Below are 12,827 nucleotides of genomic sequence, written 5' to 3' on the forward strand. Positions count from 1 at the left end.
CTCCGTTCGCCGTAGGAAAGGGGCTGACCCTGCCGTTGGAGGAGGAGTAATGTGAACCGTCGCCAAACGACCCCCATGACCGACCCGGACATCGTCGTGCTGCGGCAGAAGATTCACGGCCTCTCCGCCGAGGCGTACGCCGAGACGCTGCGCGAACGACTTCCCGACCGCGAAGTCGCGCTGGCGAAGACGCCCGCCGAGGAGCGCGAGTACCTGCGGACTGCGCGCGTCGCCACCGGCTTCTCGCTCGACGCGGAGGCGCTCGACGCAGCGCCGAACCTCGAACTGTTCGCCTGCGTCTTCGCCGGTACCGGACATCTGGACCTCGACGCCTTCGCGGAACGCGGCGTCGCCGTCACAAACGCCTCCGGCGTCCACGGTCCGAACATCGCCGAGCACGTTCTTGGCGCGATTCTCTCGTTCGCCCGCGGCTTCGACACGGCGTGGCGACGAAAGGAACGCACCGAGTGGCGCTCCTACCAAGCTACCGAAGTTCGAGGCAGCAGAGTCGCCGTCGTCGGTCTCGGTTCCATCGGGCAAGCCATCGTCGACCGACTGGAACCGTTCGGCGTCGAGACGGCGGGCGTTCGCTACTCGCCGGAGAAGGGCGGCCCGACCGACGAGGTGTACGGCTTCGACGAGGTTCATCAGGCGCTCGCCGACAGCGACTACGTCGTCGTCGCCGCCCCGCTGACCGAGACGACGGAGGGTCTCATCGGCGAATCAGAACTGCGGACTATGCAGCCGCACTCAGTTCTGGTGAACGTCGGTCGCGGCCCCATCGTCGACACCGACGCGCTCGTCGACGCGCTCCAGAAGAACGGGCTTCGCGGCGCAGCGCTGGACGTGACCGACCCCGAACCGCTCCCGCAGGGCCACCCGCTGTGGACGTTCGACAACGTGCTCATCACGCCGCACAACTCGGGGCACACGCCGAAGTACTGGGAGCGACGGGCGGATATCATCGCGCAGAACCTCGATACCGTCGAGGAGACGGGCGAGTTCGAGGAGTTGGAGAATCAGGCCTAACGAATTCGCCCCGACGCTTGCGACACAGAGTAGGAGCCGTTCCGCCCGCTACTCCACAGTGTTCCGCAGCGTCCCGATACCCTCGTAGGTAATTTCGACCACGTCGCCCGGTTCGATTGTTCCGGGATTCGCCGGACTGCCGAACGCGATGGCGTCACCCGGGCGGAAAGTGAACCGCTTCGAGAGGTAGGAGACGATTTCGTACGGGTCGAACAGCATCAGTTCAGTGTTCGCCTCCTGTCGGCGCTCGCCGCTCACGTCCGTGTGCATGTCGAGGTTTCGCGGGTCGAGGTCGGTCTCGATCCACGGCCCCAGCGGACCGGAGCCGTCGAACGCTTTTCTCGCGGTCCGGCCCTGCTGGTCGAGCGCGTCGACGTCGTTCAGGATGGTGTACCCACAAACGTATCCGGGTACTTCTTCGACCGAGATGTCGTGGCACTCGTCGTCGATTACGGCGACGAGTTCGCCCGCGTAGGTGAGTTCCTCGGTGAACGACGGATAGAAAATCGGCTCCTCGTGGGCGATAATCGAGTTCGGCGGCTTGATGAAGAAGTCGGGCTCCTCGGGTCGTTCGTACTCCATCTGGTCCAAGGTCGCGGCGTAGTTGCGACCGACGCAGTACAGCGCCGACGGTTCGCACGGCGCGAGCAGGTTGCCATCTTCGCCGACGACGTACTCGCCGTCGTCGCAGACAACGGTTCCGTCTCGGTACTCGCCCTCGCGCGGGCCGTCGGGGGTCTGAATGCGGGCGATTCGCATGGTCGTTACTCCCGTTACGCCTCGAAAGGAGTACCGGAAGCGGCGGAGACTGCGTCTCTGCAGAGCACAGTTGGTCTCCGCCGCTCAATCGGGCGACCCTCCGTCGACTACGAACTATCCCACGGCTGTATGAAATCTATTCTACGAAAATCGCTCCGTGATTTTCGGCCGACGACTGAGCGGAGGCCGTAGGCCGAAGCGAAGGAGGAGTGCTTTTGGTCCACCTTTTACTGAGCGAAACCGCTTCGCGGTTTCGCGCAGCGCAAAAGGTGGGTGTTTAGACCCAACCCTCTTCGACCAACAACTCGCCGTTGAGTACGCTCGCGCCTGCCGCGCCGCGAATCGTGTTGTGCGCGAGGCAGTTGTACTTGATACCCGTGCTCGTCTCCTCAATGCCGCCCGCGGAGATAGCCATCCCGTCACCGTGCATCCGGTCGAGACGCGGCTGCGGTCGCGTCGGGTCCTCGAAGACGCGGATGAGCGGGTCCGGCGCGCTCGGCAGGTCGATGCCGGGGAAATCGCGCATCGCGTCGGCAACGTCTGCGACCGACGGGTCGTCTTCGAGTTCGGCGAAGACGTTCTCGAGGTGACCGTCGAGCGTGGGAATCCGGTTACAGGAGGCCGAAACGTCGGCGTCGTGCAGCGACAGCTCCGCGCCGTCGAACGAGCCGAGCAGCTTGCGCGACTCGGTCTCCATCTTCTCCTCCTCGCCGCCGATGTGCGGGATGGCGTTGTCGATGATCTCCATCGAGGTGACGCCGGAGTAGCCTGCGCCGGAGACGGCCTGCAAGGTGGAGACGTGGACGCGTTCGAGCCCGAACGCGTCGAGCGCCGCAAGCGTCGGCGTCATCGTGATGGTCGAGCAGTTCGGGTTCTTGATGAGCGCGCCGTCCCAGCCGCGCTCGTCGCGCTGGACCTCGATGAGACCGAGGTGGTCGGCGTTGACCTCCGGGATCGTGAGGGGAACGTCGGGGGCCATCCGGTCGTTCGAGGAGTTCGAGGAGACGATGAAGCCGGCCTCGGCGAACTCGGGTTCGACGTCGGCGGCCGCCGAGGAGGGGAGCGAGGAGAAGACGAGATCTAAATCGTCGGGCACGTCGTCGACGGCGGTGCGTCGAACTTCCATCTCGGCGATGTCGTCCGGAATGGGCGTGTCGACGCGCCACTTGGCGGCGTCTCGGTAGCTCTTGCCCGCGCTCTCGTCGCTGGCGGTCACCGCCGTGAGTTCGAAGCTCGGGTGCCCGTCGAGAAGTTGGATGAATCGCTGTCCGACTGCGCCGGTGGCGCCGAGGATGCCGACTCGTACTGACATTAGCCTGTGGGTGGGTGACTCTCGCATAAGTGGGTTCGGATTCGGACGCAATTTTGCGGATATTCGTGAACATTGGGCGGTTTGACGGCCGTTTTACCCGTTTGCCGAGAAACCGTCGGCGGCGGGTCGAGTTGGGTTTTGGTCTCTCGGCGAAGCGGGTCGAAACCCGTATGAGGGCGGGAATACTACATCGATTGCGTGCCTTTAGTCCCCGCCCGAGTGTTCCCACTTTGGGAGCGATGACCGCGCGGCGAACCCGGGCACGCGACATCAGTGCAACCGCCGTCCGGCCGAAAGGGACGGCTGCCTGGCACGAGGGTTTCCCGGCCGACGCGGCACGCCGCCACGGGATGAGGCCGGTCGTTAGTGTCCCGGGCAACATTTCAAGACGACACTAGAAGCGTCTACGATCAGTATCGATGACGTCTTCTCTCGCTTATCGACTATCCCACGAACTCGTATTCGTCGAATGGGAGCCGGTCGTCCGTCCGGTAACCGATGATTTCCGCAACTCGCTCTGGTTCACTGGATCGGTCCGATACGGATTTCGCCGACTTGATCTCCTCTCGTCATCTCGCCGTCGAACTCTACGCGAGGAGCAGCGGGAGTACTGTCGCCGCGAAGGCAACGTCGAACAGTGCGAGTAGTATCACGAGTATCGCCCCGGGGACGCCGAGGACCGCACAGATCAGTAGTGTGAGAATCGATATCTGGACGCTCAGCCCGATGACGTTCGCCACGAACAGGATCACGAGGCCGACAATCGCATTGACCAGGAGCGCTCTTAGAGATACCATGGCATCCGCTACGGGGCACTACCCCTTTGTTAGGCGCCGCTTTGTCTGCGTTCTACGCTGGAAGCCACCAACCAGACGATCTTCCGGCATGTTGGCTCTACGCTTCTCAGAAACAGCCGGGTTCGACCGCCCTCCGAGCAGAACGCGTGCGTTTGATAGCGTCGTGTGGCGCGAAACGTCGCCCGGTAGCGTGGTCTCGAGTCCGGCGATAACCGTTCCCAGCACACTGCCTCGTTGGTTCAGGGAAGATCGCTGTCGGCTGATTCTTCTGTGACCGGCCGTCGTGTCAATTTATTCCGTCCAAGGACGCTACAAATTCGCAAGCCTTATTGGCGGACGGCAATTGTTTCCAGAAGCAATGGCGAAAGGCGAAGTCGATTTCTTCAACGACACTGGCGGCTACGGTTTCATCTCGACGGACGATGCGGACGACGACGTGTTCTTCCACATGGAAGACGTTGGCGGCCCGGACCTCGAAGAGGGACAGGAAGTGGAGTTCGACATCGAGCAGGCCCCCAAAGGCCCGCGCGCGACGAACCTCACCCGTCTGTAAATTAGTTCAGTACGCCGCCTTCGGCGGCAAAACGACCCCACATTCTATCATTTTCGACTCTCGGTAGCGGCGTCGCCGGACTGCGGTGAGCAGTAGCCGACCGTCTCTCACTCGCGGATATCGCTCCGGCAGGTCACAACCGCCGCCCCGAGTCGAATCGCTCGTCGGTCAGATACACGTCGCCGTCTCTGCACTCGACTTCGATGAGGTCGAGCGACTGCCCGCGACACGGCCCTCGGGTACAGAACCCGTCGCCGCGGACGAACCGTGCCCCGTGTTCGTGACAGACGATGTGATCGTCGGTCGTCCGCGCGCCGAATCCGGGGTCCAATCGAACGTGGGGTTTGTGCGGACAGGAGTTGCGCCACGCGTACACCCCGTCGCCACTGCGTTCGAGTATTCCCTCGGTTCCGCGCTGGCCGTCGATGGCCTCGAATCGAATCGTCCCTCTCGTGGGCACGTCGTCGACAGCGACGAGTCGGCGCGGGTCCGTCGCCGACTCGGGAGTTGCGGCTGACGGGCCCTGCTCCCTGCTGTCGGTTTCGGTGCCGCTGTTGTCACGGTCGGCCGAGACGTTCCCATCGGTGTAGGGCCGCTCACCGTCGTCAGCGCGCTCGTCGTCGACGCTGAACCGAAACATCGCGTCGCCGACTTCGACCGCTCCTTCGGTGTCGTGGATTCGCACGGTCTCGTCTCCGTCGTCAGTTTCGACGGTCACTCGGATGGCGTCGTCCATGTATGGTTCTCCACGGGCGCGAGCGACGATAGCTTGTCGCCGGCGTCGACCCGTTCGTTGCCGGCACGTCGTTCCGACGGTACGTCGACGCAGCGCGTTCCGGAATGACCAGAGTCTTGTCGCGACGGCGCTCTTCGACGCCATGCCAACCGAACCCGTCTACGACGTGGGAATCGTCGGCTGTGGGGTCATCGGCAATCGGCTCGCCGAGTCGTTCGCCGCCCACGACCGAACGAACGTCTGGGGGGCTTGCGACCTCGTCGACTCCAAAGTAGCGACGTTCGCCGACGAGTACGACTGCGCCGCGTTCACCGACTTTCGAGAACTTATCGAGAACGACGCCGTCGACCTCGTCTACGTAGGCGTGCCGCCCGTCGCACACCTCGACGTCACGAGTTTCGCGCTCGAACGGGAAAAGCACGTCATCTGCGAGAAACCCATCGCCGAGAACGCCGACGAGGGCGAGAAGATGGTCGAACTCGCGGCGTCGTCGGGGCGGACGACGGCCATCAACCTCCCGTTCCGCTACACGCCGGGGTTCGTCGAGATGCGCGAGCGCATCCGCGACGGCGAAATCGGTCGACCGAAGCGAATCAATCTCGATTTCAGATTCCCGCAGTGGCCCCGCGAGTGGCAGGACGTGGAGTGGCTCAGGAGTCGTGAGCAGGGCGGTCCGCTCCGCGAGGTGGGAACGCACTTCCTCTTCGGCGTGCAGGAGATCTTCGGTTCCGTCGACCGACTCAGCGCCGAGGTGACGTACACCGGACCCGACGCGTACGAGGAGTCCATAGTCGGCTACTTCGAAGTCGACGACATCCACGGCACGCTTGATCTGCTCTGCGACCACCGCCAGCCCGAAGAGAACTCGATTACGGTCGTCGGGTCGGAGTCGGCGCTCACGCTGTCGGAGTGGCACAAACTCGTCGAGCGCAGCGGCGATTCGGGCGGCGGCGAGGAGCGCGAGACGACGCTCAACGAAACGCGCGAACAGACGACGCTGACGCTCGTCGACGAGTTCGTCACTGCCCTCGACGGCGGCGACGGTGACCTGGTCTCGTTCGAGGAAGCGAACCGCGTCCAGCGCGTAGTCGACGCAGTGTTCGCCTCCAACGGCGCGCAGTTGACGCTCGACTCGGCGTAACGCAACAGTCATTCCCACCCTCGGCCGCTGTCTACGTATGAACCGCGAGCACTTTGTCCGACTCTCGCTTCTGGCGTTCGGCCTCATCCTCGTCAGTTTCGTCGTGATGGGGACGACGCGCATCTTTCTCCCGTACCGCATCGCACGACTGCTCGCCGCGCCGACGTTCTTTACGGCGTTCGGACTCGTCGTCTACTTGTTTCTCCGAGCAACGCTCTCGTTTCTCGGCGTCGTGCCCATCGAAGAAGCGTAGCCGTACCACTGTCGGTGCGTACTGGTAGCGAACAGGCGACGCAGTTGCCGTCGCACGGGAGGTCGCCGCACACCCGCCTCGTCTCCCGCGCGTCGAATCGTCAGGGCACGCCCGGCAGTGGTCCCCTTCTCTCGTATAAACGTTCGCGGCGGCGCGTGTCTCCCTATCGGAACGTCTTTTCCCGCCGCCGTCGATGGCCGAACATGGAAGTCAAGCGAATTGCGGACCTCGGTCCCGACGAACGCGACGCGCTGTTCGAGCGCGACGCGGGCGTCGACGCCGTCCGCAACGACGTACGCGACATCGTCGGTCGCGTACGCAAGGAGGGTGACGTGGCGCTCCGGGAGTTCTCCCGCGAGTTCGACGGTGTCGAAGTCGGTAACATCGACGTGACCGACCTCGCCGAACGAGCGTACGACGATATCGACGAGGAGATGCGCGACGCCATCGAGACGGCGGCCGAAAATGTCCGCGAGTTCCACGAGCGGCAGGTGCCAGTCGACTGGCGCGACGACTTTTCGGGGCGCGAACTCGGCCGTCGGTTCCGGCCGCTCGAACGCGTCGGCGTCTACGTCCCCGGCGGCGCGGCCGCCTACCCGTCGAGCGCGCTGATGGGCGTTATTCCTGCAAAGGTCGCCGGTGTCGAACACGTCGCCGTCGCGACGCCGCCCGCCGACGAAATCAACCCGGTGACGCTCGCGGCGATTCACGCCGCCGGAGCGGACGTCGTGTACGCCGCGGGCGGAGCGCAGGCGATTTCGGCGCTCGCGTACGGCACCGAGACAGTCAACGCGGTGCAGAAAGTCGTCGGTCCGGGGAACAAGTGGGTGACGGCCGCGAAAGCCGAAGTCCGCGGAGACGTCGAAATCGACTTCCTCGCCGGACCGAGCGAGATACTCGTCGTCGCCGACGAGACGGCGTCTCCCGAGTTCGTCGCCGCCGACCTACTGGCACAGGCCGAACACGACCCCGAGGCCTCGGTCGTCGCTGTCACCGCCGACGAGGCAACGGCCGACGCCGTCGCCGAAGCGGTCGAAGCGGGTGTCGACGACCGCGAGCGCAGCGAGGTGATTCGAGACGCGTTGGACAACGACGCCAGCGGCGTCTTCCTCGCGCGGTCGATGCCCGAGGCCGTCCTCTTCGCAGAGGAGTACGCCGCCGAACACCTCTCGATTCAGGCGCGCGACGAGGAGGAACTACTGGACCGCATCACCAACGCCGGGAGCGTCTTCCTCGGTCCGTACACGCCCGTCGCCGCGGGCGACTACGCCTCCGGGACGAACCACGTCCTGCCGACGAACGGCGGCGCGAAACTCTACGGCGGCCTCTCGGTCGACACGTTCGTCCGCTCGACGACGGTTCAGCGACTGGAGAAGGACGGTCTGGATGCACTCTGGGGGACGATTACGACGCTCACGGAGGCCGAAGGGCTGGAGGCGCACGCCGAGAGCGTCCGCGTCCGACTCGAAGGTGCGGACGAGATCGACGGCGGAAACGACGACGGGATCGTCGGGGAAAACGTCGAGTAGAGGCTCCAAAGAGAGGATTCCACAAACTGATGAGTTTGTGGAATTTGTAGAATTTGTGGAATTCGCATAACTTTTAGAGACTGTACGCCGTCTTCGAATCGCCGGTTACGCGCCGCGGAGTCCACGGAACCCTGTGAACCAGCGTCACAGTTAACATCCTCCGGACGATACGCTCAGTCATGAGTATCGAATCCGTCGACGGCGACGCCGAGACGCCGGTGAAGGTGACAGAGAGCGCGGCGTCGGAGGCGCTGTCGCTCCTCGAGAGCGAAGGGCTGGACACCGATGTCGCGGGGCTTCGCCTGTTCGTCCAACAGGGCGGCTGCGCGGGGCTCTCCTACGGGATGCGCTTCGATGACGAACCCGAGTCCGACGACGCGGTGACCGAACACCACGGTCTCCGGATCTTCGTCGACCCGGCGAGTCGCCGCTACATCGGCGGGAGCGTCCTCGACTACGAGGGCGGCCTGCAGGCGGCGGGCTTTCATGTAGAGAACCCGAACGTCGTCTCCGAGTGCGGGTGCGGCGAAAGCTTCCGCACGTAGAAACGCAGTTAACTCCCGTCACCCGTAGTCGAACGCATGGAGCTCGAAGTCGCCACGACGCCCGCAGACGATACCGTCTACGTCGACCGCAGCGAGCGGACGCGCGGGGCGAAAGCGCCGTTTTTCACCGCCTACGTCACCGAATCGCGCGATGTTCGCTGGGGCTATCTCTGCGGCAACTGCGAGACGTTCGACAACGCGATGGACACGATGGGACGCATCGAGTGCAACGCCTGCGGCAACATCAAGAAACCCGACGAGTGGGACGCCGCCCACGAGTGAGCCGACGCGAGACACCCGTCCGTTCGTCCGGTTATCGTCCGTTTGGTTCCCCGTCGTTCGGCGTTCGTGACTGTTCCTAGTGACTGTGACAAAGTTTATCATACGAGGGAGAGTACGTTCAGTTACATGGCCCCTGTTACCATGCCACCAGTCGAGGAGGCTAAAACGATTTTCACCCGCCTCGGCTACACCGTATCCGGAGAGGGGACGGACCTACGGGCCGAACGAAAGTGGCGTACCGTACAAGTGACGGCTGTCGCAGACGACAACACGATGGGTCGCGCGCTCGCCGACGGCGGGCGCGACGACGGCCCGCCGTTCCGCTGCTTCGTTACCTGGGACGAACATGCCGACTCGCTCTGTCGACGACTCGAGCACACCGCTCGAACGTACGAGTGGGCGGTCATCAGCGTCGGTGACAGCGACGCCGACGCTGACGACTATCGGGTCATCCGCGAAGACGTCCCGGCCGTCGCCTGACCGGCTTTCGACTGTTAGAAGGCGTTCATTTATCAGTTCGGCTGTTAGTTTTCGGGTGTGTACTCACCCGTCTTACAGACCGGTGTCGTCGAGGACGCCATCGAGGCGTTTCTCACTCAGTTGGTCGACGCGATTCCGGTGCTCCTCGTCGGAGCGCTGTTTCTGGTGCTAGCCGCCGTCGTCGTCAAAGTTGTGCTCTACGTCGTGAAAACGGTTCTGCGTCGAGCGTTCCCGGGCGAGTCGCCCGTCTATCGCCAGTTCATTGCAACCATCGTCTCGGTGTTTCTCTGGTTCGCCGTCGCGCTGTCGTTTCTTTCGGTCGTCGGTCTCGAAGGGATCGCGGCGTCGCTCGGCACCGCCGCGGGGTTCGTCGCGCTCGGCGTCTCCTACGCCACCTCGGGGATGATAGCCGACGCCGTCGCCGGCGTTTATCTGCTCCGTGACCCCGACTTCAACCCCGGCGACCGGGTCGTCGCCGGCGACACGACGGGCGAGGTAGTGAGCATCGAACTCCGGAAGACCCGTCTGCGCGTCGAAGACGACACCGTCGTCCGCGGCAACGCCGAGATCGAGAAGAAGTGGACGAAACTCGACGACTACGCCTGAACTTCGAGGTCGGCCGGCTTTCGAACCGCCGACCAACGGGCGCGTCGGATGCTCTCACGTCCGCACTGCTTATTTATCCAGACGCGTAACCACGAGTATGTTCGTCGGGCACGCGGTTTTCGCGTTCGCACTCGTCGCCGGGGCGGCGGCGGTTCGCGGCGTCGACTCATCGCGCGCGCTCTCGCTGGGGGCGGTCGCCGCGGCGTTCGCCGCCGCTCCCGACGTCGACATGGCGTACGCGCTCGTCGGCGTCGTCAGTGCGCAGACGACCGACGCGCTCTCGGTCGCCTCGCAGTTCTGGCAGACCGGTAACCTCGTCCACCGAGCGATGACGCACTCCGTCGTCCTCGCGCCCGTCGTCGCCGTCGCCGCGGCACTGTGGCTCCGTGGCCGTCGCCTCCGCCGACGGCGAGAACTCGTCGCTGCAGGCGCCCTGCTCGCGAGCGTCGTCGCCATCGCCGCCGTCGTCTCGGGGGGTCTCGGCCTCCTCATTATGGCACTGTTCGTCGCCGTCGCGGTCGGCATCGCAGAGGGGACCGAGCGGTTGACCGACCTAGGCTCGAGGGAGACGTTCTCGACGGCGCTCGTGGGACTCGTCTCGCACCCATTCGGCGACCTGTTCACCGGGTTGCCGCCGGCGATGCTCTACCCGTTCGACGCGACGCTGTTGGCCGACCGACTGTCGTTCAGCGTCGACCCGACGTTGAATCTCCTGGGCGCGTTCGGTCTCGAACTGCTCACCATCTGGTTGGCGTTGTTGGTCTCGCTCTCTCTCTTCGGCTACTCGCTCCGCGATGCCGTCGACGGCCGCGCGGCGCTGGGCGCGGGCTACGCCGTCAGCGTCCTGCTCATCCCGGCGCCGACGCTCGAACTCTCGTACCCGTTCGTCTTCAGCGTCCTCGCCGTCGGGATGGTCGGCGCGGCCCCGCGTGTCGGCATACGGAGTCGGCGCGTCGAACTGCCGGACAGAATCGCCGCGCTGTGCACCGGTCTCGCGGCGGTGAGTATCGCCGGTTTTGCCTACACGGTAGCGTATCTGGTCGCGTAGCGTTTCACCTCGTCGCGCGGTGTTCCGCCGTCAGCGCTCGCGCTGACAACACCGAAAGCCGACTGCCGCCGATAGTCACAGTCAGAAACCTTTTGCTCGGAACGGAACGATAGGCGGGTATGAATCGGTCGGGATTGAGCGATGTCGTCGAGAACGAACGGACAAACGCGGCAGTCGGGTGGGTTTGCGTCGTTGTTCTCTGCGTCGCCGGCGTCGGCGAACTGCTGACGGGCGAACTCGTCCAGGCGGGATTCGTCCTCGCCACCGCCGGCTTGGCTGTCGTCCCGGCTGTCGCCTACCGGAACCCGCGGGCGATGCTCCCGTGGGAAGTGCTGGCGCTTGCGGTGCTGCCGGTCGTCGGGCAGGCGGTCATCGGCGGACAGACCATCGACGGCGTGACGCTCAGCGGGCGCGTCGTCCGCTACTTCGCCGTCGCGGCCGTCGCGCTCGTCGTCGCCGTGGAACTCGACGTGTTCACCCCCGTCCGGATGAACTACTCGTTCGCCGTCCTCTTCGTCGCCGTCACGACGATGGCCGCCGCCGGGGTGTGGGCCGTCGTCCAGTGGCTCTCGGACCTCTATCTCGGCACCGAGTTCCTGCTGGACGGCCGTCCGGGGGACGTGGTCCACACCGCGCTGATGTGGGACTTCGTCGCGGCGACGCTCGCGGGCGTCGGAGCCGGCCTGCTGTTCGAGTTCTACTTCCGCCGCCGCGCCCACGGCAGGGAGCGACTCCCGGCGACCGTCGGGAGAGGTGAGCACCGATGAGAGTCCGCGAGAAAATCGGCATCAGCAATCGGCGGCAGACGCAGGTGGCGCGGGCGATGCAACTGTTTCTCTTCGGGATGGTCGCCATCGGGATCGAGCGCGGCGAGATGGGCGTCGTCGTCAACGCGGGCGTCGGGCTCGCCGTGACGTACGTGCCTGCTCTCCTGGAGCGCGACTACCACATCCCGATGGACGCCGGACTGACGCTGTGGGTGACGACGGCCGTCTTCCTCCACGCCATCGGCAGCGGCGGGGTACCCGGCGTCGAAACCGGGTTCTACCGCCAGTTCCCGTGGTGGGACCACATGACGCACACGCTGTCGGCGTCGCTCGTCGCCGCAGTCGGCTACACCGTCACCCGCGCACTCGACGTGCACACCGACTCGGTCAAGCTTCCGCCGCGGTTCATGTTCGTGTTCATCCTCATGTTCACCGTCGCGTTCGGCGTCTTCTGGGAGGTGCTGGAGTTCGCCATCGGCGAGGTCGCGGCGATGACCGGCGGCGACCCGGTGCTGACCCAGTTCGGTCTCGGCGACACGCTCGTTGACATCATGTTCAACACGCTCGGCGGCGTCGTCGTCGCGATCTGGGGGACGGCGCACCTCTCGGATGTCGTCGGAGCGGTGGCGGCGAGGTTCGGTTGGACGAAGGCATAGCCGGATGCAGCCCCGGGAACCGCCGCCGAAGCCACGTGTATCGCGATCTGTGATCGCCGCATGCATTTTTATTGCCACGAATCGTAGCCGTACCCGAGATGGTGTTCAAGAAGATCACGCTCATCGGTCAGAGCGACGAAGGATTCGACGCAGCTGTCGACAACGCCGTCGACCGCGCGGAGAAGACGCTGGAGAACGTCTACTGGGTCGAAGTGGACGAACTGATGGTCGAACTCGCCGACGACGGCCGAGAGTACCAAGCCGAGGTAACCGTCGCCTTCCAACTCGAATAATCAAAGAAACCCGGAGGCTTCTTGCCGCGGCCGCTCCGACG

17 protein-coding genes are annotated in these 12,827 nt (G+C 64.7%); 13 read left to right on the plus strand and 4 right to left on the minus strand.

Going from position 1 to position 12,827, the window contains the following annotated elements; translation table 11 throughout:
* Positions 1 to 75 precede the first annotated feature (75 nt).
* Entirely contained in the window at positions 76 to 1,029 is a 954-nt protein-coding gene (locus tag LAQ58_RS03605; RefSeq protein ID WP_224449260.1) for a D-2-hydroxyacid dehydrogenase, read from the plus strand.
* A 48-nt stretch (positions 1,030 to 1,077) separates the two neighbouring features.
* Here LAQ58_RS03605 and LAQ58_RS03610 read toward each other — a convergent pair whose 3' ends face one another.
* From LAQ58_RS03610 to LAQ58_RS03620, 3 genes are all read right to left on the minus strand, one after another.
* Positions 1,078 to 1,788: a fumarylacetoacetate hydrolase family protein gene (locus tag LAQ58_RS03610; protein ID WP_224449261.1), complete on the minus strand. Its 711-nt coding sequence runs from the start codon at positions 1,786 to 1,788 to the stop codon at positions 1,078 to 1,080.
* 277 nt (positions 1,789 to 2,065) lie between these two features.
* On the minus strand, positions 2,066 to 3,100 hold the full coding sequence (asd, locus tag LAQ58_RS03615) for an aspartate-semialdehyde dehydrogenase (RefSeq protein ID WP_224449262.1): 1,035 nt from the start codon (positions 3,098 to 3,100) through the stop codon (positions 2,066 to 2,068).
* Between the two features lie 587 nt (positions 3,101 to 3,687).
* A complete protein-coding gene (locus LAQ58_RS03620; RefSeq protein ID WP_224449263.1) occupies positions 3,688 to 3,897 on the minus strand; it encodes a pro-sigmaK processing inhibitor BofA family protein in 210 nt (69 codons plus the stop codon).
* A 358-nt stretch (positions 3,898 to 4,255) separates the two neighbouring features.
* On the opposite strand from LAQ58_RS03620, the gene LAQ58_RS03625 reads away from it, so the two are divergent.
* Positions 4,256 to 4,450, plus strand: coding sequence for a cold-shock protein (locus tag LAQ58_RS03625; protein WP_058582823.1), 195 nt, complete (start codon positions 4,256 to 4,258; stop codon positions 4,448 to 4,450).
* A gap of 133 nt (positions 4,451 to 4,583) precedes the next feature.
* Here LAQ58_RS03625 and LAQ58_RS03630 read toward each other — a convergent pair whose 3' ends face one another.
* Positions 4,584 to 5,186 carry a Rieske (2Fe-2S) protein gene (locus LAQ58_RS03630; RefSeq protein ID WP_224449264.1) on the minus strand — a complete coding sequence of 201 codons (603 nt, stop codon included), beginning with the start codon at positions 5,184 to 5,186 and terminating at the stop codon, positions 4,584 to 4,586.
* 142 nt (positions 5,187 to 5,328) lie between these two features.
* Here LAQ58_RS03630 and LAQ58_RS03635 point away from each other — a divergent pair, with 142 nt between their 5' ends.
* The 11 genes from LAQ58_RS03635 (at position 5,329) to LAQ58_RS03685 (ending at position 12,786) form a co-directional block, all read left to right on the plus strand.
* On the plus strand, positions 5,329 to 6,327 hold the full coding sequence (locus LAQ58_RS03635) for a Gfo/Idh/MocA family protein (RefSeq protein ID WP_224449265.1): 999 nt from the start codon (positions 5,329 to 5,331) through the stop codon (positions 6,325 to 6,327).
* Between the two features lie 37 nt (positions 6,328 to 6,364).
* Positions 6,365 to 6,580 carry a hypothetical protein gene (locus tag LAQ58_RS03640; RefSeq protein WP_224449266.1) on the plus strand — a complete coding sequence of 72 codons (216 nt, stop codon included), beginning with the start codon at positions 6,365 to 6,367 and terminating at the stop codon, positions 6,578 to 6,580.
* A gap of 203 nt (positions 6,581 to 6,783) precedes the next feature.
* Positions 6,784 to 8,109, plus strand: coding sequence for a histidinol dehydrogenase (gene hisD, locus LAQ58_RS03645; RefSeq protein ID WP_224449267.1), 1,326 nt, complete (start codon positions 6,784 to 6,786; stop codon positions 8,107 to 8,109).
* Between the two features lie 179 nt (positions 8,110 to 8,288).
* Positions 8,289 to 8,654 carry a HesB/IscA family protein gene (locus LAQ58_RS03650; protein ID WP_224449268.1) on the plus strand — a complete coding sequence of 122 codons (366 nt, stop codon included), beginning with the start codon at positions 8,289 to 8,291 and terminating at the stop codon, positions 8,652 to 8,654.
* 36 nt (positions 8,655 to 8,690) lie between these two features.
* The gene (locus tag LAQ58_RS03655) at positions 8,691 to 8,936 is read left to right on the plus strand and encodes a DUF5816 domain-containing protein (protein WP_224449269.1); all 246 of its coding nucleotides are present in this window, start codon (positions 8,691 to 8,693) and stop codon (positions 8,934 to 8,936) included.
* A 126-nt stretch (positions 8,937 to 9,062) separates the two neighbouring features.
* Positions 9,063 to 9,416 carry a DUF7116 family protein gene (locus tag LAQ58_RS03660; protein ID WP_224449270.1) on the plus strand — a complete coding sequence of 118 codons (354 nt, stop codon included), beginning with the start codon at positions 9,063 to 9,065 and terminating at the stop codon, positions 9,414 to 9,416.
* 57 nt (positions 9,417 to 9,473) lie between these two features.
* Positions 9,474 to 10,022, plus strand: coding sequence for a mechanosensitive ion channel domain-containing protein (locus LAQ58_RS03665; RefSeq protein WP_224449271.1), 549 nt, complete (start codon positions 9,474 to 9,476; stop codon positions 10,020 to 10,022).
* Between the two features lie 97 nt (positions 10,023 to 10,119).
* Positions 10,120 to 11,070, plus strand: coding sequence for a metal-dependent hydrolase (locus LAQ58_RS03670; protein WP_224449272.1), 951 nt, complete (start codon positions 10,120 to 10,122; stop codon positions 11,068 to 11,070).
* A 119-nt stretch (positions 11,071 to 11,189) separates the two neighbouring features.
* Complete coding sequence (locus tag LAQ58_RS03675) at positions 11,190 to 11,837, plus strand: hypothetical protein (protein WP_224449273.1); 648 nt, start codon at positions 11,190 to 11,192, stop codon at positions 11,835 to 11,837.
* Positions 11,834 to 12,493 carry a DUF2238 domain-containing protein gene (locus LAQ58_RS03680; protein ID WP_224449274.1) on the plus strand — a complete coding sequence of 220 codons (660 nt, stop codon included), beginning with the start codon at positions 11,834 to 11,836 and terminating at the stop codon, positions 12,491 to 12,493. The genes LAQ58_RS03675 and LAQ58_RS03680 overlap by 4 nt, the downstream gene beginning before the upstream one ends.
* A 98-nt stretch (positions 12,494 to 12,591) precedes the next feature.
* Positions 12,592 to 12,786, plus strand: a complete 195-nt coding sequence (locus LAQ58_RS03685; RefSeq protein WP_224449275.1) for a dodecin — start codon at positions 12,592 to 12,594, stop codon at positions 12,784 to 12,786.
* Positions 12,787 to 12,827: the final 41 nt, after the last annotated feature.

It is taken from the genome of Haloprofundus salilacus, from assembly GCF_020150815.1.
In the GTDB taxonomy this organism is placed as follows: Archaea; Halobacteriota; Halobacteria; order Halobacteriales; family Haloferacaceae; genus Haloprofundus; species Haloprofundus salilacus.